The sequence below is a fragment of the Telluria sp. RT2P19 genome (assembly GCF_059685725.1).
The window spans coordinates 40,617-64,345 of record NZ_JCASIL010000009.1 but is presented as its reverse complement, the minus strand read 5'-3'; the positions used below and the strand labels follow the sequence as shown (position 1 = coordinate 64,345).

The 23,729-nt window shown below is 58.4% G+C and carries 21 protein-coding genes and 1 pseudogene; 4 read left to right on the top strand and 18 right to left on the bottom strand.

What is annotated here, in order from left to right:
• Window positions 1-102 precede the first annotated feature (102 nt).
• The 4 genes and pseudogenes from AC56KW_RS12925 to AC56KW_RS12910 form a co-directional block, all read right to left on the bottom strand.
• Entirely contained in the window at window positions 103-888 is a 786-nt protein-coding gene (locus AC56KW_RS12925; protein WP_497171139.1) for an extracellular solute-binding protein, read from the bottom strand.
• 117 nt (window positions 889-1,005) lie between these two features.
• The gene (locus AC56KW_RS12920; RefSeq protein WP_497171138.1) at window positions 1,006-2,445 is read right to left on the bottom strand and encodes a bifunctional metallophosphatase/5'-nucleotidase; all 1,440 of its coding nucleotides are present in this window, start codon (window positions 2,443-2,445) and stop codon (window positions 1,006-1,008) included.
• Between the two features lie 366 nt (window positions 2,446-2,811).
• A complete protein-coding gene (locus AC56KW_RS12915) occupies window positions 2,812-4,689 on the bottom strand; it encodes an ATP-dependent nuclease (RefSeq protein ID WP_497171137.1) in 1,878 nt (625 codons plus the stop codon).
• Window positions 4,690-4,910: 221 nt separating this feature from the next.
• A pseudogene (locus tag AC56KW_RS12910) lies at window positions 4,911-5,571 on the bottom strand (efflux RND transporter permease subunit); the annotation flags it as partial.
• Window positions 5,572-5,618: 47 nt separating this feature from the next.
• Between AC56KW_RS12910 and AC56KW_RS12905 the strand changes: the two are divergent.
• Window positions 5,619-6,815: a tyrosine-type recombinase/integrase gene (locus AC56KW_RS12905; protein ID WP_497171136.1), complete on the top strand. Its 1,197-nt coding sequence runs from the start codon at window positions 5,619-5,621 to the stop codon at window positions 6,813-6,815.
• Between the two features lie 70 nt (window positions 6,816-6,885).
• Here AC56KW_RS12905 and AC56KW_RS12900 read toward each other — a convergent pair whose 3' ends face one another.
• The gene (locus tag AC56KW_RS12900) at window positions 6,886-7,125 is read right to left on the bottom strand and encodes a helix-turn-helix domain-containing protein (RefSeq protein ID WP_497171135.1); all 240 of its coding nucleotides are present in this window, start codon (window positions 7,123-7,125) and stop codon (window positions 6,886-6,888) included.
• Between the two features lie 732 nt (window positions 7,126-7,857).
• Between AC56KW_RS12900 and AC56KW_RS12895 the strand changes: the two genes are divergently transcribed.
• Complete coding sequence (locus tag AC56KW_RS12895; RefSeq protein ID WP_497171134.1) at window positions 7,858-8,514, top strand: hypothetical protein; 657 nt, start codon at window positions 7,858-7,860, stop codon at window positions 8,512-8,514.
• Here AC56KW_RS12895 and AC56KW_RS12890 read toward each other — a convergent pair.
• From AC56KW_RS12890 to AC56KW_RS12850, 9 genes are all read right to left on the bottom strand, one after another.
• Window positions 8,511-8,972 (bottom strand): Wadjet anti-phage system protein JetD domain-containing protein, encoded by a 462-nt coding sequence (locus AC56KW_RS12890; protein ID WP_497171213.1) that lies wholly within the window; start codon window positions 8,970-8,972, stop codon window positions 8,511-8,513. The two genes, AC56KW_RS12895 and AC56KW_RS12890, sit on opposite strands and share 4 nt — an antisense overlap.
• Window positions 8,973-9,110: 138 nt before the next feature.
• Window positions 9,111-9,950, bottom strand: coding sequence for a hypothetical protein (locus AC56KW_RS12885; RefSeq protein ID WP_497171133.1), 840 nt, complete (start codon window positions 9,948-9,950; stop codon window positions 9,111-9,113).
• A gap of 385 nt (window positions 9,951-10,335) precedes the next feature.
• Window positions 10,336-11,301 (bottom strand): hypothetical protein, encoded by a 966-nt coding sequence (locus AC56KW_RS12880; RefSeq protein ID WP_497171132.1) that lies wholly within the window; start codon window positions 11,299-11,301, stop codon window positions 10,336-10,338.
• A 538-nt stretch (window positions 11,302-11,839) separates the two neighbouring features.
• Window positions 11,840-12,859 (bottom strand): AAA family ATPase, encoded by a 1,020-nt coding sequence (locus AC56KW_RS12875; RefSeq protein WP_497171131.1) that lies wholly within the window; start codon window positions 12,857-12,859, stop codon window positions 11,840-11,842.
• 8 nt (window positions 12,860-12,867) lie between these two features.
• Window positions 12,868-14,871 (bottom strand): Mu transposase C-terminal domain-containing protein, encoded by a 2,004-nt coding sequence (locus tag AC56KW_RS12870; RefSeq protein ID WP_497171130.1) that lies wholly within the window; start codon window positions 14,869-14,871, stop codon window positions 12,868-12,870.
• On the bottom strand, window positions 14,868-15,515 hold the full coding sequence (locus AC56KW_RS12865) for a hypothetical protein (protein WP_497171129.1): 648 nt from the start codon (window positions 15,513-15,515) through the stop codon (window positions 14,868-14,870). Before AC56KW_RS12865 ends, AC56KW_RS12870 begins: the two co-directional genes overlap by 4 nt.
• A gap of 549 nt (window positions 15,516-16,064) precedes the next feature.
• On the bottom strand, window positions 16,065-16,925 hold the full coding sequence (locus AC56KW_RS12860; protein ID WP_497171128.1) for a protein phosphatase 2C domain-containing protein: 861 nt from the start codon (window positions 16,923-16,925) through the stop codon (window positions 16,065-16,067).
• Between the two features lie 592 nt (window positions 16,926-17,517).
• On the bottom strand, window positions 17,518-17,808 hold the full coding sequence (locus AC56KW_RS12855; RefSeq protein ID WP_497171127.1) for an EAL domain-containing protein: 291 nt from the start codon (window positions 17,806-17,808) through the stop codon (window positions 17,518-17,520).
• Window positions 17,809-18,001: 193 nt separating this feature from the next.
• Window positions 18,002-19,783 (bottom strand): amidohydrolase, encoded by a 1,782-nt coding sequence (locus tag AC56KW_RS12850; protein WP_497171126.1) that lies wholly within the window; start codon window positions 19,781-19,783, stop codon window positions 18,002-18,004.
• 208 nt (window positions 19,784-19,991) lie between these two features.
• Here AC56KW_RS12850 and AC56KW_RS12845 point away from each other — a divergent pair, with 208 nt between their 5' ends.
• A complete protein-coding gene (locus tag AC56KW_RS12845) occupies window positions 19,992-20,270 on the top strand; it encodes a hypothetical protein (RefSeq protein ID WP_497171125.1) in 279 nt (92 codons plus the stop codon).
• A gap of 20 nt (window positions 20,271-20,290) precedes the next feature.
• On the opposite strand, the gene AC56KW_RS12840 is transcribed toward AC56KW_RS12845, so the two are convergent.
• Entirely contained in the window at window positions 20,291-21,451 is a 1,161-nt protein-coding gene (locus AC56KW_RS12840) for a tyrosine-type recombinase/integrase (RefSeq protein ID WP_497171124.1), read from the bottom strand.
• An 81-nt stretch (window positions 21,452-21,532) separates the two neighbouring features.
• Window positions 21,533-21,868, bottom strand: a complete 336-nt coding sequence (locus AC56KW_RS12835; protein ID WP_497171123.1) for a four-helix bundle copper-binding protein — start codon at window positions 21,866-21,868, stop codon at window positions 21,533-21,535.
• 188 nt (window positions 21,869-22,056) lie between these two features.
• On the opposite strand from AC56KW_RS12835, the gene AC56KW_RS12830 reads away from it, so the two are divergent.
• Window positions 22,057-22,452: a hypothetical protein gene (locus AC56KW_RS12830; RefSeq protein WP_497171122.1), complete on the top strand. Its 396-nt coding sequence runs from the start codon at window positions 22,057-22,059 to the stop codon at window positions 22,450-22,452.
• A gap of 89 nt (window positions 22,453-22,541) precedes the next feature.
• Here AC56KW_RS12830 and pnuC read toward each other — a convergent pair whose 3' ends face one another.
• Complete coding sequence (pnuC, locus tag AC56KW_RS12825; protein WP_497171121.1) at window positions 22,542-23,120, bottom strand: nicotinamide riboside transporter PnuC; 579 nt, start codon at window positions 23,118-23,120, stop codon at window positions 22,542-22,544.
• 75 nt (window positions 23,121-23,195) lie between these two features.
• Window positions 23,196-23,690 (bottom strand): pyridoxamine 5'-phosphate oxidase family protein, encoded by a 495-nt coding sequence (locus AC56KW_RS12820; RefSeq protein ID WP_497171120.1) that lies wholly within the window; start codon window positions 23,688-23,690, stop codon window positions 23,196-23,198.
• Window positions 23,691-23,729: the final 39 nt, after the last annotated feature.

Here is a 23,729-nt window from a genome sequence, read left to right as displayed (position 1 = left end):
ATGTACGCCTCGCAAGCTGAGCTCGCGATAATTATGCCTGGTGCGATACTCGGACACAGGACGCGGCAGTGGCCGCGCCGTCCTTGTCGCGCCGGATAACAATCAAGTTTTCCATCCCCACTTGGCAAAGATCCGTGCGCCCTCCTTCGATTGCAGGAAGTCGACGAATTGCCTGGCCAGCGGCTTTTTCACGCCTTGCTGCGACAAGGCGACGCCGGTGTCACGGTAGATCGCATAGTCCGGCTCGATCGGCACCGTGTCGGCCAGCTTCGGGTTTGCTACCTGCCAGATATTCCAGATCAGCCAGACGTCGATGTCGGTCTTTTCCGTCCAGATTGTGCGGGCCGCCGCGCTGTTCGGTGCGTAGCTGACGATATTGCTCCGCAACTGGCGTACCGTGCCGATATCGCCTTTGCGGCCGGCGACGTCCTCCCAGGCGCCGTTCTGGCCGGCGCCGTTGACGACCAGGATCTTCATGCCCGGCTTGAGCAAATCCTGGAAACCGGCAATGCGCTTCGGATTCCCGGGCCTTACCAGGATCGACATCGGACGAAGGTACAGGGGCATGATCGTCTTCTCGTCGATACGGCCCTCCATCGCCACCACGAAGTCGGTCATCATGGTCTCTGAACCGCTGTAGATGACGTCGGCGTTCTGCCTGGCCTTGTCGATCCAGCTCGGCGTGGGCCCGGCAGTCACTTCGACTTGCACGCCATGCTGGCGCTGGAAGGCCGCGGCGGCTTCCTTCATTGCCGGCGCCGGTCCACCGGGACCGTAGACGAACAGCGTATCGGCAGCGAGCACGCTCCCGCCATTGGCGAAAAAGACCAGCCCGAGCGCCAGCATCGCGATCGTGCGACGTCCCTGCGAATGACCATTCTTGTTCATTTTCCCTCCAGAGTCTAATGAGATGAGACGTCCGTGCCATGTACGGCGTTCATGGAGCGAGCCCCTCATCTATTGTATGCTTCGCATGAGAAGCATCGCGCACGTCAACCTGAACCGCTATACTGCGGTTACCGAAGCATTGCTGCGACTGCCGGCTGTCGAGAGCGCCAGGTAGCGCTGAAGCGCGTCAATGGCGCGCGTGTCGAGCACTGTGCGCTTGCATCCGAATTTCATGGGGACGCCCTGGTCGGTCACGAATACCGCCTTGTAGCGGCGGTCGGGATCGACGGGTGCACCAAGTACGAACAGGCGATCGACGCGGCTCCCGACCGGGTTCTCGATCTTCACATACAGCCGGACGCCGCGGCAGCGCTTCACATATCCGCCCATCTGTTGGTACGGGTCGGACGAAAACGTGCGCTCGAGGTTCTCTTCCAACATGACGCGGATTTCCTCGCCTGTCAATTCCACCGTCTCGACTGCTGGATTCGTAGGAATAATATTCCATAGATCATTCATGGTAATCGGGCCTGGTGGTATTGGCGCGCCATAGCGCCAGCCATTCGAGAACGCGATTTCGGTGCCGGCAGCCAGTGCGATAGCGTCGAGCAGCAGATCGTCCATCGAACTCTGCAGTGACTGATAACGAGTCAGCGCTACATTTGTATGTCCAACGATCTCCGAGAGCATGGTCCGATACGGAGCCATCGCGGTATCAACCTGCTCCTGCATGTCCGTGTCAGGAGCGAACTTTTCGTCGATCGCGATCAGTTGGTGATGGTGTCGCACGATGTCACCATCATCGATGTCCAGATCGAGCCGGCCGATGAACACGCCATGGCACCCGGACTGGAAAATGATGGCGCCATTCTCGATGATGGGCGCTTCCATCCAGTTGTGGGTATGACCGCTGACCAGGACATCGATGCCGTCTACTTCGGAGGCAAGTTTCACGTCCTGCGGAAAACCGAGATGCGAGAGTACAACCACCAGATCAGCACGCTCATGCTCACGCACATGACGAATCCATTCTGGAAGCTCCTCACGGCCAAGGCTGAAGCGCAAGCCCTTGCTGAACGCGGGCGGCATCGTCTTGTCGACGATATGACAAGCGATGCCGATCACCGCGATGCGTAAGCCGTTTCTTTCGCAAATCCGGTACGGTCGAAAAAATAGTTCGCCATCGTCCCGATAACAATTGATGGCAAGAATCGGGTAGCTAAGCCTAGTTGCCAGCCGTTGTACCTGGTCCGGACCGTAGGCGAACTCCCAGTGCACCGTCATCGCATCCGGCTCAAGGGAGTTCATGAGGGGAACAAGCGCTTCGCCTTGTGACTGCACCGCGAGGTAGGTTCCGTGGAAGGTGTCGCCGTTGTCGAGAAGCAGTACTCCATCCTGCGAACCGGTACGGATCTGTTTCACCGCCGTAGCGATACGTGCGAGTCCGCCGAGTGTTTGGAACTGGTCACCCTGCGCACTCCGGACGAGTTCAGGATGTGGCTCGATATAGCCATGCAGATCGTTAATCTGCAGGATGGTTAGACGCTTTATCATCATCTTCTCCAGTCGTTCTGTGGCACAGAATGGTGGATGCCGATTAAGCGCACATTAACCACGATAGCTTGTCGCAGAGACAATAAGGGGATCTCGCTCAATTTTTTCTGCGTGGAGGTTCCAAAAGACAGCTCGCCGGCAACTGTGGCTGGATCAATCGATTACAACGCGTCGCGGGCTGCAATAACGGACTCAGCCATTGGTCGCAGGGAAATCAACCTGTACCAGTTCAACGTGAGGCGAAACCAGCTTTGGCTTCCAAAGTTTCGCCTGGCACCATATGCTGATGAGTTGCCGTAGCACGCTTATCCTTTACCCGGCAGCGTGCCACGGTCCCGCTTTTGTCGCTCTCTACGATCTATTGTTCGACTAGGCTGCAGGGTTCGCGGTCTCTTCAGTGGCGGCTGCAGCGACAACAGCCTCGACAGCTTCCGCTGCCTCCACGAGGTCCACTGTTTTCAAATATACTGAGACGGCACTCTCAAGCTCATCCTGCGTTCCCCACGTGAGGGTTCCAGCCGGAGTCTCGCCCTTCCCCTCCACCAAGCAAGACAGTAATTGGGCTACTTTTGCCCTGCCCTGCTCATTCTTCCTGACCTTCTCCCAGGCTGCGTAGGGCTTTTCGCCCTTTGCCGGCTTGCCGAACATGGCAACTTCGAAGTTGGGAAGCGACGCGACGACCACGGCGCCGTTTGGAGCTTCGGCCGCAATGTCCTTGATCTGCTGGTTTGCAGCCCAGGCCGGATTTTTTGCCGTCCCTTTTTTGGTAGTGATTGTCGGGGTATCGGCATCGTGAAGTACGGCATAAGGATTGCCGAACTGATTCAGGATCTTGCACAGCGCGATGATCGTGTACTTGCCGCGAGCCCGTACAACGTGCACGTCCTTGAATCGTTCCTTATCGGCCTGAATGATCTCCCTGAATGCGGAATGCTCGGTATCGCCTTCGACGACGACCGTACGCCCACCAAAAAAGAACTCGGCAACATGGGGATCGTACATGTTGAGCAACTTGAGTTCTTCCTTTTCGTCGGCACTCAACTTTGCCTTGGTTGGACGATAGATCGTTGTTCCGGTTACGTTGCCTCCCGTCCCGCGCTCTACTCGCACAATTGATGTGTTGTCACGAGAAAGATCGATGAAGACTGGCGAATGAGTGGTAACCATCACCTGCCACTTCTTCGTGGTTGGCAGGGAGTACAACACATTGCAAGCATCACGAATGGCGTTCGGATGCAGGCACATTTCTGGCTCGTCCAGCAAGAGCAGGTGCGGCCGTTCGGACGCGGCACCGTCCTTCTTGGCGGGCAACCTTTTGTGCTCAGCTAGAATGCGCAGTGCGGTCCAGAGCAGCGTTCGGCGTGCGCCACTTCCCTGCCGTTCAAGCGACGACTGGTAGCCATCATTTGGGCCCATTCGAAGAGATGGCGCAATCTTGAACAAGGAAATCGTTTTTTCGACGTCATCCTCCGCCTTGGCGTCGAGAGCGATCGCATAGCCAGGGAATACCTCAGCCAGCGATTCATTCAGGCTCTTCCTGACGTCGTCAATTGCATTTGCAGCATCCTCGGCCACCTCCTTCCGTAAGGTCTTCACGGAATCCAGGAGCTTTTCATAAGAGCTCTTTTCTTGCCCCTCTTCGCTCTTTGAGCCGGTGACCTCCTTCACCTTTTGCTTGATGGCCTCCTCGAGCAGACTGACGATTGCCGCAGCCTGTGTTGCCGGATTATCGAAGGCTTCGATCCGATGGGGTTCTGGCCGATTGACTTGTGCAACACCTGCGGCTCCCCATGGCCCATGTTCGTCATCCCAACGATCTTTCTCGACATCAAAACCTACCTTTTTCGGCGCACCAGGTTTCTTCCACGTCCAGCGTTCTCGCACGTGGCGCTCGCCGGATGGCTTTTCGTCGATCCAATGCGCAGCAGGCGGCTTGCTTTCCGCGTACAGAACCGTTTCCAGCTCAATGGTGGGGACCACTTCAGAGTCCGCATCAGGCAGGACGCCATTTGGAAAATCGTCGAGCTCCAGATGTCCTTGGTTCCCACTTTGCATTACTACCTCGTAGGCCCTAAGGATAGAACTTTTCCCTGCGTTGTTTGGCCCTACCAGGACGACGATTTCGTCCAGTTCGATCGTTACAGGAATCTGTCCGATGCCCCGGAAGTTCGAAATGGTCAATTTGTGTATGCGTGCTCGTGGTGCTGTTTCTTGTTCAACGTTTGCCGCTTTTTTCGCTGTCGCCATGCTTGCTTCCCTAGTATGTTGTTGTCGTTCTCCACTGCCGCTGAAGCCGTGTCATCGTGCAGTCGTGATAACTATACATAATGAAAATTTACAAACAAGCAACTTTTTGTAACGCAAGCGTGAACCGATGCCGATGATTCGTTAAATCGAATGCATCTCGCATAGCAAGCAATTGGTAGGAGTGGTCCGCGTATCACAGCAGTCGTGCGAGGCGGTAGCTGAAGCCTGTTCAGCACGGCCACGCCGACATGGGCAACGAAGCCAACTGCGGCCGCGATCGACATGGGGATGTCACGCATCCATAGGGCAAAAATCCCGCCCGTCAAGGCAAACAGTATCAGGTAGACACCAGCAGGCCGTCCTTGACGTTATTAAACATGACGAACAGCAGTGCGAACACCAGCAGCAGCGAAACCGGGATAACGATCTGCAGCCGCTTCGCCGCTATTTGCAAGTTTTCGACTGCCCACCGCACGTCGTCCAGTGACCGGCTGCGACCTTGACCGCCGCCTGGATGCGTTGCTCCGCTTCCTAGACAAAGGGCCCGATGTCGCGGCCGCGCACATTGGCCGTGACGAAGCCCTGCGCTTGCCCTGCTCACGGCTCATCTGGTCTGGACCGGGCGCCGTATCGAATGAAGCGATCTCACTCAGGGTAATGAAGTGGTGAGGTGCGTCTGGGCCGACCGCAGGCAATGGGGTAGGCAGGGGCGCTTGGCATCGATATGCTGCGTATTGCCTAGCGCAGCCGCACGACAATGTCGAACCGCCGATCTCCTTCGAACAGGGCGCCGGCTTCGCGCCCTGCGGTCGCGGTCGCGATCAGATCCTGTACGTTCGCAATGTTCAGGCCCATCCTGGCGTGATTCACTCGTTTAATTTGCCCTGGTTTCCTATAATCGACGGACAATCCTTTAACCCTCCCTCCTCATGCCTGATTCGAACAGCGTCCTTGCCACCTCATATTCCATTGCGCCCCTTGAATCGATTGTGGTACCAGCACATATCGATGGTTCAAACGGAAGCAATCGGGCACATGGGGGCGCGCGCCAGATCCGTGCCGACAACGATATCGATGCGGTCAAGGCCTGGCTGGCGCGCTTTCTGGATAAGCAGACCACGTTCGATAACTATCGCAAGGAGGCTGAACGGTTGCTACTGTGGTCCACGTTGCAACTCGGTAAGCCGCTTTCATCGCTGACCCACGAGGATTGGCTCGTTTATCAAGGATTCCTGCGTGATCCCAAGCCAGCCAACCGGTGGATTAGCGCCGAGGGTCGCAAGTATCCGCGGAGCCACGCCAGTTGGCGACCGTTCGCCGGGCCGCTGTCGGCATCAAGCCAGCGTCAGGCCGCGGTTATCCTCAACACCCTGTTCTCCTGGCTTGTCAACGCGGGTTACTTGGCCGGCAATCCACTTGCGCTCTCGCGCGAGCGTCGGCGTCGGCCCCAAGCAAGGGTTACTCGATATCTCGATGACGAAATGTGGCACGAGGTAAAGATGACGGTCGACACGATGCCGCGGGAAACACCTCGTGAACGCGAACGCTATTTGAGGTTGCGTTGGCTTGTTTCGCTCTCCTATGTCTGTGGGTTGCGTATTTCTGAAATTACCAGCAACAACATGGGTGGATTTTTTCGCCGACGCGACCGCGACGGCGAAGAACGATGGTGGCTGGAAGTGCTCGGAAAGGGCGACAAGTTGCGCATCGTGCCAGCAACCGACGAGCTGATGGTAGAGCTGGGCCGCTACAGACGTGAGCTGGGACATTCTCCGTATCCCGTACCCGGCGAGTCCACGCCGCTGCTGTTGCCGATAGGGGGCAAACTGCGCGCGATGACACGCGGCGGTGTTCACGAAATTTTCAAGGTGATATTTGCCCAAACCGCCGATCGACTAAGTCAGCGTGGTCCCGAGTACGCGGCGGCTGCCGCCCGGATGACGCAGGCGTCAGCACACTGGTTGCGACATACGGCGGGTTCCCATATGGCCAACAACGATGTCGATCTTCGGCACGTGCGCGATAACCTCGGGCACGAGTCGATCAGCACGACGAATACCTACCTGCATTCTTCGGATGACGCTCGCCATGCCGAGACAGAGAGCAAGCACAAGATTGGGTGGTGACCCGTGGTTCGTCGTGATCCTGGCAATCCGATAAAGGCAGAGCCTAGCGTCGGCTGGTCGGGCTACTGAACTATGGGCCAGGGTCTTGTTCGACCAGTTCCTGAGTGAGTTGAATCAATCTCACTGGCTCGAGCTTTAAGGCGGCTGCGAGCCTGAAGAGTACACGAACGGTCGGCTGACGCTCGCCGCGCTCGATTAGGCTGACAAATGTCCGGTCTATCTCTGCAGCGTGGCCCAGTTCTTCCTGCGTCATACCGACTTCCTTCCGCACTACCCGCAAAACTTTACCAAACGCCAGTCCTGGATCCAAAGAATTCTCCCGATTGCATAGGAGAAATCATGTCCCTGCTGTATCATTTCGTCTTCGGACTATAGTCATCATTTTGGCGGCGCAGAATCCGGGTTTTGCCTAACCCAGGCTCCCGGCTAATGGGCGCTGCACGCCTCCCTGCCTCATTCTTCAACGATGTCAACCAGCTTTCCTTTTCTCTGCTTTCTTACCGATGACCCTCTCCATCAAGCCTTCTGCCTAAGGTACTGGGCTGTCAACGAGGGAGCATGGGTCGAAAAATTCGACTCAATACTGCACGATTCAGGAATCAGCAAACCTAAACTGCTTGAGATACTGAAGTCCAGCTGCCGCGCATACTTGCGTCACTTTCCCTGTGTGGAATGCGGTGTTCCTATGGAGATACGAAATAGAAGCCAGTATGCGCCACTGAGCGGGCGGCCGGTTGGCTCCGCGTACTATAGGAGAGTGAACCGGTGTGGATCCTGTTCAGCTGCAGCGCTCGCCGCAGAAAAGAGGGCTATTGAACTCGCGTTGGTGCAACACAGGGCTCGCGTAACGCAGGCACTGTCGCGTGTCCGAGGGGACGCCTCATCCATTGATTATTCGGGATTAAGCTATGTACAGTCGTTTTTCCTGTACTCCGCACTGGTCGCAGCCAATTCGGGATGGGAAGGTAGTCGGATCGCGCCACTGGACTCACAGCCAGGGGAACTAGGTCCCACGCTAGACCTCTCAGAGCGTGTCTACAAGGTGCTCTACGAAGACGGGATCATTTTTCCTGATCCTGCGTCCGATGCTCGGACGTTCAGAATTCCCGATGAGGACGGAGACATCGACTTCTGCTTCGGCAGCGTCGCTTGGGTACTGGCACCTGATGCATCCGGGCGCAGCATGAAAGAGGTCTTTTCCCTACTGCTCAAGCGTCTAGACGACCCGGAGCCGGAAGCCGTTGAGCATCTGTGGTTCATGGTCGCAGAAAGCGAATGCCGCCGGTACTTCCTCAAGCAGTGTGAGCGGTATCGCTTTTTTCAACCGGACATCTATTCTGCAAAGGTCGCGGCCGCGGTACGTGACTTCCTGCCCCACTATTCCATTGGACAGATGTGGAACGTAATTTTCTACGTACTAAAGGACATTGCCGCGCTATCGCAAGAAAGGAGTTACGCCCGCCAGCACGTTTACAATATGATTCCTGGAAACATTCGGCGCTACCTCGACTACCGCTTAAGCAACAACAAAACGATACGCCCGTGGAACCGTCCACCGCCCATAACCGAATCGTGGATGACCAGTATCCTTCTAGACAAGGTTCTGGGCGATGGAAATGTGTCGTTTGAAATGCTAACCGGGCAGTCGGTGGCGGCGCATGTGGAGTTCACGCACCGGTTGCCTGAACAGAACGGCTAACTACTGGCTGGACCAGCAGATCTGCAGCATATTGCGAGGTTCTCCAGTTCTTCTCCAAGGCCCGGAAGTAAGACTACTGGCTCATGCTCAAGCCATCGATGGCGGGTTGCAAGCCACCTCAGCACTCGGTTCTCCTGGACAGCTTGTGGCCAAACACGCTCAGGCCATGGCGACTCGAGCGGCAAGCGGTGCGTTTCAAGCAGCTCGGTGGCCGTATGAGGTATCCACGCTATGGGCCGCCGACCTTGTCCGGCACTGCGGATCGACAACGCGATATCAAGTCCGGCAGGGTCCAGGTCGCCGAAGTGGACCCAAGGAATTTCTGCTGGAAGACGTGCCACGAAGCGCGTTGCGAGCGCGGTGTTTCGACCCTGTGCATGTACCAAGAGCAGCCATGGTGGTGCCGAAAAATCGACAAACGCTCCGATGTTTTCAACGGTCAAGATGAGTTCGGGCATGACGCCTGAAACGAACCAATTACGCCCAAATGCCCGCTCCGGCACCATCACTTCTCCGAACAGCGCTTGCAAGCCATCGAGCGGGAGCGAGGAATCTCTCCTCGCTCACGATGTGCAAGCCGACACTGGCCCTTAGCCTCAGGTCGCGCCCTGAACCAGCAGCACCGGCGTCGCTCGCATCAGCAGCTGGTAGTACGCGTTTCCGGAAAAATGCGGCGCGACATCGCGGACAGCAGCCACAATGTCTATCTCTCCTACTTCTTTCAGGCGTTCTACCAGCGCCGCTACAGCCAGATCGATTTCATCCGGGGGCGGTACCGCATACTCGGCCAGCTTCTGGCTCGTGAGAATCTCTTGCGGTACTGCCCGTGGTGTTGATGCAGCAGAGCGGGTGACGTCGCGCAGGTGCAGAAGCGGCTCGGGAGCGACGACTACGAGTCGGTATGGGCGATCCTGGAACTTGCGGATCTGCTCCGTCATCCGGCCGCGCAACATGTTGTTCGGATCGGTCTGGACAACATCACGGATGAACACCTGTACATTGCGGTAGTAGCCGTGCCAGTCCTCGTAGCGCCGGGTAACCCAGAGTTGAAGGCGCAGTAGCTGAGTGCGGGTGCGGTCCAGCAGTATCGGAAGGTCGGGATGTCGTTCAACGTTTGTGGAAAGCTCGAACAGCTGACGGTCGAGGTGCTCGACATGTTCACTCAAGACTTCGTTCAATTCGCGCAAGGTACGGTCAACCCGGCGAATCATTCCCACGCAGGTGCCAATGGCGTCGGCCCATTCACTGTCGACAAGCTCGGTGATTTCCTTTCGCAATACCTTGTGCGCTGCATCCAGGCCGCGCTGTCGCTGGTCGATCATGCGGATCAGTTCGGCTACTATGTCCCGCAGCGGCCAGACAACCTGACTCTCCCATTCCTGTCCCGAGTCAGCCTTTGCTGCTGAGGAAAGAACCTGCTCCAAAACGGCACGCATATCGCGCGTTGGGTCTCGCTGTCGGTGCCTGGCTGGGCCAATTCATACACGGGCTCGAAGATGCAGCGGAGAGTTTCGTCATCCACGCTCGGGTCACGGGCGTCGAGCAAGTACGCATGAATTACGGCAATAAAGGCTGATTCTTCCCTGTCCAGATTGAGCGCAAAATTGGTATGCCAAGCCTCCGCGATGAGTTGGGCGACGGACGCTGGCGCGTCGGATTCTTCGGCGGAGTCGTCGATACCCATGCTGTGTTTAGGCAGGAAATAGCCGAACGACGAGTGTACTCAGCGCTGACAGCAATATCTTGACGTATCACACGACAACGGGGTCCTGTTAGGTGGGAGGTGGTTGCGGCACTTTTCCTGGACCTGACAGCAGGAAGCTATCGATAGATTGTCGAGAGACGTGCCATGTGGTTTTTAAAATGAGCCCGCCGAGTAGCTTCAGGAATTCGAGGGTGAAATGCTGGCATCGGCGATCGCACATATACATAGGTTGGGCGGTCGGCACAGTCGGCCCCTCCGACTGCCCAGTATGTGTCGTAACGGGAAACAGTGCGTTGGCGGAGCCAGTATGTTTTACCTCGCTCTGAGTTTTGTTGAGCCACCGCTAGCAGTTCCCGGAAACTTTCAATGCAAGCACTAGAAAATATATGGGCGAGCACCCAAACTTGTGTCGCCGCCGACCAGTGCGCTGGGCAAGGAGAAGCCCGAGCTGACAGCCAGCCGACAATACCGTACATTTCAAGATCGGTTTCGCTAAAAAGATATCGTGGAGTGCCGCAGCCTTCCCAGATCATCCTCCATCGGATAAAAGCCTCGGCGACTGGACAGAAACTGCTGGTGATCTCTCCTTCTACCCGCCACCAGAGATGCTGCGCGGCGGTGAAAACACAATGACGATGGGAACATACCACGCGCCGCCATAACCGCCGGCGCAGGGCCCGATACACAGTCTTTAAGCTCGCCAATTCGGCATCGCTCTTTGATGCAACTGTACGTGCAGCCGAGAGGTCAACGTCCGCGGAATCATCTGCTGAAGGGTCGTCGTCTTCAAATAGAATGGTACGAGATACACCTCGCTCACAATGTTCAACGCGCTCCATTTTAAGATGCAGCTGCTGATTACCTCTGCCGTATCCGGATTCTTCAAGTACATGTGAAACGAATCCGAGGTATCTTGAGATGTAGCCGGAGCGTTCGAGTGGCGAGAATGAAATTTCCCCCTGTGCGAGCTGGAGGGTTTTCTTGCCGATTTCGAGTTTCGAGGTAAGCACACGATCCTCGAACTGAAAAAAACGCTGGAGCCGAGTTAAGAAACCGTGTTCTTTTAACCGAGGTATCAACATGTTCGCACGCGGCGCGCGCAACCTCGGAGCCCAGTCCATTCCGCAATGGATGCATGCAAAGGGTTTTGAGAATATATCGGACCTCAACCTATAAGGCATCTCAGAATTGCATTGAGGACATGCAGAGCGAATAGCAGTCCGATGAATAGGGCAATAAGCCGCCATCGAGACTTGAAATATAGCTGGATGGAACCCGCGTTGGAGGCATAATTCACACCAACGTAGATTGTCGCTTGATCTAAGCCTCCCCTCAGGCAGAATTTCTTGGAGAAATGCCGAGCGCACTTGAGTTTGACCAACTCGAAAAATATTGCTCATCTCGTCAAGATCGAACACGTCCGCGCTCCGGAGGTCGACATCGGGTCGACCACATATCGCAGCCCTCCTCCGGCAATTTACACTTACGAATATTTTTGCGAGCTCACGAGCGGACAGCGCGTTGAGCATAGCAAACTTCATAAGCAGGCCGAAGCTTGAGTCAATTCCGCTGTACCAGTCGTCGCGCCAGGTCCATCCAGCGACAGGTGGCCGAACAGTATCAAGAATTATTCGTGCGCTCTTCATTACGCTTCTTCGCGGCTAAATCCGTCGCCGGTAACCCTAAGCGCAGTTCTTCCTGCGCTTCTACATACATGGCATCTCGGATCGCCTTGTTCCAGATATCCCGGCTGAATCGAAAATCAGCCGCGTCAAGATGCTTATTCTCGGACAACGCGATCTCTACAGTATGGGCGAAGTACTGCATAGGAATCTCGATGTCAAAAGTGAAGCCTGCATTAGCATGCGCCGAGCAAAAGGCTTCCCATACGACGTTTGCCTGATCAAGCAGCCTTAGGCCATTGTCATAAGCATTCGGATAGAAGAACCTTGTGTAGGACCAATCGGATCCTTGAGGAAAATAAGCTTCGTCGTATGCTGCCAAACAAGTAGCTATGTCCTCGGCGCTGCAAAGCCCATCGAAGCGCATCTCTACAATCATGAAACGTAATACGATCTGGGTATGGTTACTTTGGCGCAATGCTGTCTTCTGATGAAGCAATTGCGGCTGCCCCACCAAAAAAGTGATCATTCGGATCCCTCTCCGTTCTAGCTTATCGTGCACATCGCGCAACCATTCGTATTCCGTGACCCCGAGCTTCTGTGCCTCGTCCCCGAAAAAAACAACCCAGTTGTGCCCCGATCTGTCGACAAGCTCACATATTCGCTCAATCAGTCGTATACGCTTCTTCGTTACCGACCCTGGCGCCGCTCCCTTATGCCCTACTGCTTCAAGAAGGTTCGCGAAGAAGCCATCTTCCGATGGCGCTTTCTTAAACTCACATCCAAAACTAATAAAAACCGATTCGGGGAAGTCTGCCTGGAGGACATTAATGACGTAGCGAATACTGTAGGTTTTGCCGAAACGGGGATACGCGTAGATAATCGCACCAGGAGTTCGTAAACGAATCAGGCGTTTGACACGTTCAGTTAGAGCATCGATCGAAGGCGTCGGAACAATGTAGGTCTGCTGTGTTACCGGATGCTCAGCAAAGGTGACGGGACGGAGATAGGTTATCAAAGCAACTCCTAGAATGTAACAGTACGACGGATTTTAAGAACCCGTGGTTGTGCTGGAGTCAGATCGGAAGAATTTGGTTCAGCGGGGTTTTCTTTTTGCTCATCGTTGCTTGCACCGGATGTCCGGCTAGCTAAACTGTTCTCCGGCACTCGCGGGACATTTGCCGGCGGAAGCATCGAAACGTTCACATGTGCTTTCGCTAAGTCATTTGCCGCCTTCTTGTTTGTTCGAACTTGGCTCCACTTGTACTTTTCCCACAGTTCGATCGGGTTTTCACCTTCTCGGACGAGCAGCTTTTTCTCTGCTATCAGACGATGTATCTCTTGTCGTACTCGAAGCGAATGCGGCGTAAAGCACCATGGCCGTGCCGCCGTTAAAATTCCGAGTTCCGACCCATCCTCAAAGAACGCCTTCACAACTCTAATGTCCCGAACGTCATAATAGATTCGCAATTTTTTTCCAATTAATCCAGCATTTCCGGCCAGCACTTCATTGGTATATCGAGCGTTCGAGAAATTGATGTGAGGACGAACACCGTTACGAAGCGACCCCTTCACTGTAACGACACGGGCTTCCTGCAAAAGGCAAAGACTTGATCGCAGGAATAAGGGAAGCTTTCGTATATATCCAGGTCGGTTCACTGAATATGCAATGGCTTCCAATGGAGTGCGGCCACCAATGCCGCCGTGAGGTTCGCCGTTATAGTTTCCGAGGAGAACTTCGATCAGTTCTTCCAGTTCGTGATACTCCACTAGCAGAGAGATATCAGATCCAGGATCGCTGAGTGCCTTCTCTATTGACGATGGATCACTTCCGAGATTTCCAGGCAATCGATGTGCAAAGTGAAGTGAGATAAGATGAAAAAAACGCTCAATAAACGGTCGCTCGTTTGGCTCGCCAGCCGGTCCATTGTCCGACCAACACCCGATAATCTGGTTCAACCTGATTTGCGTATCGACGGCGAGATGTGACTTTGCGCCGTCGACACGCAACCAGTTCCAGCAGGCGTACGCGGCCCCCGGAACCGCTGAGGATGGAAAACCCCCTCCGGACTTTATTTGGAGCCCAGGAATCGTATATGCCCGTGGCACAAATGGGTTGAGTGCGGACTGCAACGCGGTTGCCACATCGTCCTTGTTATATTCTTTTCCTAGGGCGAGCGAATACCCGATGACGCTTCTCGAATAGACATCGAGAAGCACAAGAATCCAGATGCGATGAAGTTCCAGACACTGCTCGAACCCGAAGGGGTCCTTTAGTTTTACCGTCAGCCGTAAGTCAATTTTGTGTCCGTCAAACTCGACGACTTCGAATGCGCGTGTCGCAGCGGGCGCCTGTTCTTTGCCGCTTACCGGTGCACCTGCCCTGGCACCGCCAGCATTGGTCACTGCTGTCCCGTATTCCTTCTCTGCCATAGTCTTGAAATACTTTTGCAGCGTGCGGAAGCCGAGTCGACTCTCGGTGAACGGGTATTCATTTGGCTTGATCCCTTCTGTACGGCACGCTTTGAGGAACAGGGCGTGGATCTCTCGGAGAGGCTTGCGCACTTCGCGCGCAGACTTGATTTTCTCGTTACGCTGCACTGCATGCTTGTTCAGAAGCTTTTCGATGCGAGGGTAGTTACGTAATAAGCGCTGGAATGCACCCGATGAGCCGCCGTGCCCCAACATTGCCTCGCGTATTTCCGCGGATCGTTCGTATGCCTTCAGTCGACTATAGGGAATGGCCCCTCGGAACCCGTAGATCCGCCCATCAGGGTGCTTTTTCCAGCAACGTGCCAGCGCACGATACAGTGAGGCCCTCGTCACTCCGGTGGTCTCCAGGATGATGGAGACAGGGGTGTGTGGGTCTGTCAGGAAAATTGTGAGTGCTTCGCAAAGTTGCTTGAAGGAGGATCGCGAGTCCTCTGAAAGTGCCATCGGATCGACGGCCGGCCAGCTCGTGAGGTCAGCCAAGTGCTCAGGTATCGAGAATCTGTCAAACTTTAACGCCCCGTAGACTAGCTCTTTCATGATTTAGCCTCGATCACAGTACGGGACGAGAACGTCTCGCTTCCAAGGGTGCTGCATCCTGCACGCCCCTGGTGAAGTAAGGACACGACCGCAACACGTAACAGTACGGGATCCTCCTCAGGGAAATGTTGCTCGAGTTCGGTCAGGGTTTTAAAGGAAGGAAGCGCTTTTAGTACCCGGTCCGATAATGTCTTTGGGACATATCTTCCAAAAGCAGAGAGGTCGCAAAGGAAAGACTCCCAATTCGACAACAACAATTTTTGCAGCGCGATGTCATCAGGATTCACGAAGGCAGGCTCGACGTTAGAACTAGCAGCCCAGGCCCGGAATGCTGGGATTGAGGAAGGATGATCTAACCTGGATGCCAGTTCGCTGGGGCGTAGTAGAAAGATGAACTCTTCGCGTTCCTTCCGGCAGACCCAGAAATCGACTACCCGCTTGCGCTTTAGGTCGGGGAGGCTAAGCGGACGCTCGCAATAGGCTACGACGTCTGGATCGGCCTCAAGCAGAGTCCATGCATCGAGTGAGTCACGCCCGAAGAGTGCCAACTGCCGCTGTATCTTGGGGCCGAACACATCATAGCGATGGCTTCCGTGCGGACGACTATTGTCAGCCGGACTTGCAAACCTCAGTGGAACAGACATGACACCTCCTGAACCCAACGTTAGCGATTAGGCAATCTTAACTTAGAGAATCTTTTTGTGCTATAACATTTTTCGGCGGCCTACTCGACCCTCTGACCCGCTACTAGGCGTTTGAGTCTAAGATCGTTCCATCGAGTTTTTGGTTGAGAAGTCTACGAATCGCGACATTGAGGCCGCGCAAGATGGCTATGATGAAGTCTATGCTGGTGTCTGCGAGATATAAAGGGACCTTATGAAAGGTCGCTGAGTGATCTCGATAGAATGCAGCGTGAAGACCTTCCCAGCTGGCTCGCACAGTTGAAACGGCGCTAGTTGGCGACGCCCAATAGGCTAGAGCCATCGCGGAGTTTCAAAATTAGTTCGCGCGTTCGTCAAGTTTCAAGATTAGTTCGCGGGAAGGCGAACTAATCTTGAGACATCAGAATAGAGGAATCACATAGAATCAAGTAGTTACGCGCGAACGAAACGGGTCGAATTTAGTTCGCCGGACGACTAGGTCAACCACTCCACCTTCCATAAGGCATCACGTTGTCGCGCATCGCGCGGCAGTCACCATGCAGTCCAGATCGCCGCCGAAGCGTCATCCGCTGCTTTGACCGCACGCGCTGCAGTGCTACCGACAACGGACTCGTGGTTGCGCAACTCGTCCAGCATCGCGGGCAGTCCACGTTCGAGGCAAGCATCCAGGAGCCCCGCGTCCGTGTAGCGGCCATAAGGATCGACCAGTCGATAAAAGCCATCCGTCATGATCAGGAGGCTCGCTCCCGGATCCAGGTCGATGCTCCGTACGCGTGCCCGGAACGCGCCGTTCGGGCGAAGACACAACACCGCAGGTGCCGGCTCGGTGTTCTGGAGTTCGCGCCGGGCACGCAGCATCGGCAGCATGCGCTCACGCCGCTGATCCGGGTCGGTCAGGCCCGCCGCGCGCAGCGTCGTAATCTCGGACTGGAGCACTGCGTCTTGGGGGTTCACGAATGGATCCAGGTCGATGCAGCCGCCGTCTGGCGTGCGCAGCAGGCTCTTGCAGTCGCCAAGGCTGTACAGCGCTGCCCGGTGCAAGCCATTGGGCTTGCTGATGCGCACCCAGGTCAATGCGGCGATCGGCCATGCATATGGCGGTATCCCGGACTGGTCTATCGAATGCACGAGTCTGGCGCGAACACGGTCAACCGCGGCGTGCACGCAATCCTGCTTGCTGCTCCCAGGCTGCAGTTCCTGCTCCAGCGCCTGTGTGAATGCGTGCACGAACCAGGCGACGTCGCCTTGGACCGCATCGATATGGTCCCGGTCGGCCACCGAGGTGCCGCCATCGATCACAATGATGTCAGTGGTGCCGGCCTGGGCGAATACGGCAACGTGGTCGTCGTTGCGGTCTGAAACTGATCCTGCAGAAAGATGCGCGACGTTCATCTGATGTGTGATTGGTTCAGCATGTACGATGGACTCTACCCGCGCGCTGGGCGGAGAACAAGTCCGCTACCTGAACCTGCATTTAACTCGACAATATATATGCTAATGTCGAGTTAAATAGGCGCATCAAGCACCGGTTGGAGACGCATTGGCGGCGAGCCCTCTGAACGAGGACGCTGAACCAAACAGTTCACCGCACGACATGCATTCGCCTCCATACTACCCGCCCGGTTGCCGCCGCCGTCAGCTGCCATGGATATCGACCAAATGCAGCCCTGCTGGCCACATTCAGCAGATTTGGTGTGTTTCGCTGTGCGCCCATGCGAGCAAGACTCGATCATGACCTTAGCCACGGCGTCGTCGGTCGCCACTTGCCTGCCTGTCGCGGTCGGCGTGCACTACTGCATCATCCGGCGGCGATCTGATTGCATTGTCTTCCCTGCCCCGAGGCCGACGCCTTGGTCGACGACAAGCGCGACGGGTGCCAGGTCGGAAAATTGCCGGTTGGAGCTCGCTGCATGCCATGAGGCGCACTTGCAGGCTGGAACATCGGTGCATGCATCAGGCGCACCATAACCACGGCCGTGGCGGATCAGAGCGGCACTCGCCCCGCCCCGCCGCCGGTCTCACGCTTGCCAGCCTCGACGGCGCCGGCCGTCGAGGCCAGCCAGGCCTCGAATTCCCGCGCCGGTATGGGCCGCGCATGCAGGAAGCCCTGCGCCATATCGCGGCCGTGGGCAATCAGGAAGGCCTGCTCGGCCTCGGTGTCGACGCCCTCCGCCACCACCATCAGGTGCAGGCTGCGCGCCCTCGTCATCGTCATCGCCATCCCAGCGCGGCCACGCCCCCCGAGGTGCTCGGCATCGGTGTCGACATCGGTCACCGCGATCCGTCGACCTTCGGTTCATCTGGCCGCAATCGACTGATATAGCCGAGCCACGAAGCCGGTGTCGAAATCGTCGATCGCCGTTCGTGCGCCGGGTCGCCTCCCACTCTCGGCGTGTGCGGGAACGGGAGCAAACAGCGGGTCAGGCGACGCGCCGGCGCAGCCGCTGCCGGAAGGCCCGGCGACGGATTCAGCGCTTCTGGTAGCCGCCGAAGTGGCGCACCGGGCTCCAGGCTGGCGATACCGCGGGCAGTGACGGCGACAGCTTCTCGAACGTGCCGGCGCCATATACCACCTGGCCATTCACCACCGTCAGCACGCTCTCGAGATCCTTGATCCTCTCCACGTCCATCGTGAAGTAATCCTGCGGCAGCACCGCGAAATCGGCGTACTGGCCGACGGTCAAGCGGCCCTTGACCTCTTCTTCCCCGCTCATCCAGGCACTGCCCCGGGTCATGAGCTGGAGCGCCTCATGGCGCGTGAGCACGTCCCTGGCCTGCCAGGTCGCCAGTCCTCCGGCGGTCTTGCCCGTCAGCGCCCAATAGATCGACGGCCACGGGCCATAGCTGCTCACGCGGGTGCCATCCGTGCCGAGGCCGACCGGCAAGCCCAGTTCGAGCATCTTGCGGATCGGCGGCAGTTGCCGGGTCTGGGCGCCGTAGCGCTTCCAGTACGACTCGCCCTGGAAATACAGACGGTTCTGTACCGCCACGCCGCCGCCCAGCGCCTTGATGCGCCTGAGCTGGTCGTCGGTTACCGTCTCGGCGTGGTCGACGATCCAGCGCAGGCCATTCAAGGGCGTGGCGCGATTTACCTGCTCGATCACGGCAAGGTCGCGCTCGATGCTTTCGCCATAGGTCGCATGAATGCGGAACGGCCATCGATTCTTGACCAGCAGGGTCACGACCCGGCCAAGCTCGTCTTCCATCTGGTGCGGCAGCTCCGGACGTGGTTCCAGGAAGTTCTCGAAATCGGCTGCGCTCGAGACCAGGTTCTCGCCCGCGCCCTCGGTCGTGAACCCGTTCGCATAGAACATATGCTCGTTGCGATCGGGTTTGGTCATCCTGATCCAGCGCTCATAGTCTTCCAGCTCCTGTCCAGCCTTTTGCGCAAACAGGTAGTACGAGGTGCGCACCGTAAGCTTGCCCGCTTTCGCCAGCGCGATGGTCACGCCATAGTCGTCCGGATAGGCCTGGCCGCCGCCGCCGGCGTCGATCGCGCTGGTCATGCCGAGGCGATTGAGGTCGCGATAGAAATGCAGGGTCGAGTTCAGCTGGTCGGCGCGATCGAGCTTGCCGGTCTTGGCCAGGGTCGAGTACAGGATCATCGCGTTCGGCTTGGCCAGCAGCAGGCCGGTCGGCTCGCCGGCGGCGTCGAGCGCCACCTCGCCATCGAGGTACGTTGTCTGCTTGCCGTAGCCGAGGGTCTCGATGCCTTTCCGGTTCAGGAAGGCCTTGCCGTATAAATAGAGGATGAAGACCGGCTTGTCCGGCACCGCTGCATTGATGTCGTCCAGTGTCGGCAAGCGCTGATCTTCGAACTGATGCTCACTCCAGCCGCCCACGACCTTGACCCATTGGCCTTCGGGCGTGCGCGCCGCCTGTTCCTTGAGCATCTGCATCGCCCGCTTGAGACTGCGCACGCCGTCCCAGCGCACTTCGGCGTTGTAGTTCAGTCCCGCGCGGATCACATGGGTGTGCGAATCGTTCAGGCCCGGGATCACGGTGCGCCCGCCCAGATCGAGCACACGGGTGTCTTTGTTCCGGAGGCGCAGCACGTTGTCGTTGCTGCCGGCGGCGGCGATCTTGCCGTCCTTGACCGCAAGCGCATGGACAAATTCACCTTCGCTGGCCATGGTGGCGATCTTGCCGTTCATGACGATCAGGTCGGCCTGGGCCTGGGCGGCCGCGGCGGCCAGCATGCCGCCGGCAAGCAGCGCCGGGGGCAAGAGCAGTGCGCTGAGCTTGTTCATGGGTGGACTCCCTGTGGTTTGAATGCCGTCCAGTATCGGCGGCAGGGAGAACGTAGAAAAGCGGATAATTTTGACGATGGCGTTCGAATTCATCGACCGTCGCTACCGGCAGACCGAGAGGGGTGCGCACGGCTGCCGACCAGTGTTTGCACGCGATCCTTGGCTGCGTGACAATGGCCTTACACGAACTGATCACCAAAGGAAGAGCATGAACATCACGGTCCAGAATACCGTCCCCGACACCGCGCGCATCACCCTGGTCGGCGAAATGCAGGATGGCAGCTTCAAGGCGAAGGTCATGACCGAAACCGCCGTTCCGTACACGCCCTACTGGGACAACCTGCTCGAACAGCGCATCGTGTATATCCAGCCCGACGACGAGCAATTGGGTGCAATCCTGGCGGCGCTGAACGACCGCCGTCTGTCACTCGACGAGTTGCAGAATTACGGCAGTTCGGACGGCGGTTCGTCGTCGATCCCCGTATAAATCGGGCCCCTGCCCCGCCATCACAGGATGCCCTTGCCCGAGCCGAGGATCTCGTCGTGACGTTCCTGGTCGGTCTTGTGCAGATAGCCGGCGGTGGTGGCGATGTTCGCGTGGCCGGCGGTATCTTGCAGGGTCTTGAGCTGGACCCCGCTATTGGCGTGGTTGGTCAGCATGCTGTGGCGTAGCCAGTGCGGCGAGGCCTGGCGCAGCATGCTCGCGCTGTCCCCGTCCCCTCGCGCCGCCGCCTCGCCGGCCGCGAGCTGGAAGATGGCCTTCAGGGCTTCGGCGGCCGCCTCGTCGGTGACCCGGACATGGTCGCGCGTACGGCTCGACAGCACCAGCGGCATGTGGTCGCCGCGGCTGGTCTGTTCGAGCAGGCCGAAGGCGCGCCGGTAGTCGCGGTAGGCGGCCAGGGTGGCGGGCGGCACCGGCAGCCGGCGCGGCTTGTTGCCCTTGCCGACGACATCGAGCCACCAGCGGCCGTCGCCCTCGCTATAGATCGAGCCCATGCGGGCGCTGACGATCTCGTTCAGGCGCGCGCCGGTCTGGGCGAAGGCGATCAGGAGAAAACGGTCGCGGGCGCGCTGGCGGGCCGCGGCGTCGGAATCGGCATGGTTGGCCTCGGCCGCCGCCAGCGCATAGGCCAGCGCGGCCGGCGTCAGGTAGCGGGTGATGCGGCCGGCGTGCGGCGGCCGCACGTTGCGCACCAGGCGCGCCGGATTGCGGCGCAGGTAGCCGGTGTGTTCGGCGTAGGCCAGCAAGCCCTTGATGGCGATCATCGACTGGCGCCGGCTGGTGTCGGACAGCGGACCCGAGAACGGGCGGTAGCGCGCGTCGTTGCGTGGCCACTTGGTGGTGCATACCCAATCGGGCGGCGGGTTGCGGATGAACTCCTTGTAGGCGTTCAGGTCGGCCACGGTCATTTGCTGAAACGTCTTCTTGGCCTCTTCACGGCACCAGGTCAGGAAGCGATACAATTCTTTTTGCAGGTTGGCGATCGACTTGGGGCTCAGTTCGCCGTGCGAAATGTATTCGCGCGCCAGCTCGGCATCGTTGCGGGCCGATGTGACCGGTTCGTCGTGCACGCCGGAAAAGATGCCGGAGTCTGGACGACTCGCCGCCGCCCGCTCTGGATGTTCCGCGGGCAATGGGTCGAGATCGATCGGCAAGAAGGCGGGCATGATGACGCGATGGATTACTGTATGAATATACAGTATAGCACCACCTCCGCGCCTCAGGAAGGGGATATCGGACAGGCCCCGTCAAGCGGTGGCAGCCATGCTCCGGCAGGCGGCGGCGCACGCACGGCAGGCGCTCGCGCAAGCCTGGCAATGGTCCATCGGGTGGCTGGCGCATTCTGCGGCGCAGCGCTCGCAGGCCTCGGCGCACACGCCACACAGGGGGCCGGCGATCTCGCCGCCGCGCGCCATGACCGCGGCGGCCAGGCGGCATAGTTGCGCGCAATCGATGTCAAGCGCGATACAGCGCGCCATCATCTTGACGTCGTCTTCGCGCAGGCAAGCGGCTGCGCAAGCGTCGCAGGCGTCGGCGCAGGCATTGCAGGCTTCGATGCAGGCGGCATAGTCGGGGTGTTCCATGGCGCTTCCTCCATATAATGATTGCGGACACCGTAGCATTCGTTTCGATGGTCCCGCGCACGTTACAGTCAGCCACACGCACCGATGACGCATGCGCCATTCTCCTACACCACCCCGCCGCCGGCGCCGATATGCCGGCCCGGCGCGGCGCGCCAGAATGGCCGCAACCCATCACAAAGGAGGCGCACATGAACCACTCCCCAGCGACGACATCAGGGCACGACGACAGCGTGACGGTCGGCGTCGGCGGCCAGACGAGCGGCCAGCAAGGCGCGACGCCGAGCCACGAGAGCCAGACGGAAACCGGCGGCAACGGCGGCCCGGGGCTCACCCGCAACCAGTCCGGTCCCTATGTCAATGCCCCCGACGGCACGGACAACGCCCGACCGGACGCGGCCGCCACCAACGCCGGGACGCCCGCTGCGGCGCCGCGCACCGAGTCGGTGGATGCGGCCATGACCCATGCCAATCCAGGCGCCCAGGACACCCGGTCGGGCCAGGCCGGCCCGCGCGAGACGGGTCTGGGCACACCCGAGACGGGCGGCACCCACGATGAACAGGATCTGCCGCCAGTCCGTCCCTGATCAGGCATGCGCTCGCCGGGCGCCATGACGCTGAGCCCGCATTACGCTTGAGCCCGATCACTGGCGAGCGTGATGACGTCTGTGCCTGATTACGCTTGCGCTTGATCCTGCTGGCGCCTGGCCAGCCGGCTCCACCAGAACCACGACACGATCGCATTGATCCAGAAGCACAGGTAGAGAAACGCCGTGAGGTGCAGCCCGCGGCTGAAGTACAGCGGTACGGCGATCGTATTGACCAGCAGCCATACCGGCCAGTTCTCGATTCGCCGCTGCATCATGAGGAGCTGGGCGATGACGCTGAACACCAGCACCGCCGAGTCGATGAAGGGCGCATAGGCGTTGGTGTAGAGATGCAGCATGGCGCCGTAGGCGGCGGTGGCGGCGATGCCGGCCGGGACCATCCAGGCCAGGGTGCGCCAGCCGGCGTGGGTGATCGGCAGCGGCGCCCCATCGTTACCGTGCAGCCAGCGCCACCACCCCAGCGCGCCCGTGCCGACAAAGAACATCTGCAGGACCACATCGGCGTAGAGCCGGTTCTGTGCGAACAGCACGCCAAACAGCGTGCAGCCGACGATGCCGGCCCACCAGGTGTGGACGTTGTTGCGGCCGGCCAGCACGATGGCGGCTGCCGTAAAGGCGTTGGCCGCCATTTCGAGCGGGCTGGTCATCGTATGCGCTCCAGGATGCGGGAGCGCTACTGTAAGGCAGACTCGTGCCCGACCGCAACAAACTTCAGCGTACCGTTACAGCTTGATCGTACCGTGTTCGCCGTCCACGTCCGGCTGGTTGCCGGTCACGGCCGCCTTGGCCATGGCGAACATGCGCACCATCTTGCTGTCGCTGGAGTCCCAATACTCGGCCGCGTGCGGATCGACCCGCACCAGCACCGCGTGCTGGTCGCCCGGGCCGGCCGGGAACCAGGCCTGCACCATCGGGTTCCAACGCGCTTCGACCTGAGCGCGGTCGACGACGCGTTCGGCGCGGCCGCTGACGGACACGTAGGTGCTGTCCTCGTTATCGGCGAAACTGACGTTGACCTCGGGCTGGTGCGCGATGCTTTCCCACAGCTCGGTCGTGGAGTTCACGAAGAACCAGAGGCCGCCTTCGGCGTCGACATCCTGCTTGGTCATCGGCTGGCTGACCAGGTGGTCGTATTGGTCGCGGAAGGTGAACATGGCGAAGCGCATCGAGCCGATCCGGTCGGCGAGCGCGGCTGCGTGGTGGCGGTCTGCGGTCATGGTGGTTTCCTGATGGATGAGTAAAACCCCATCCTAGCC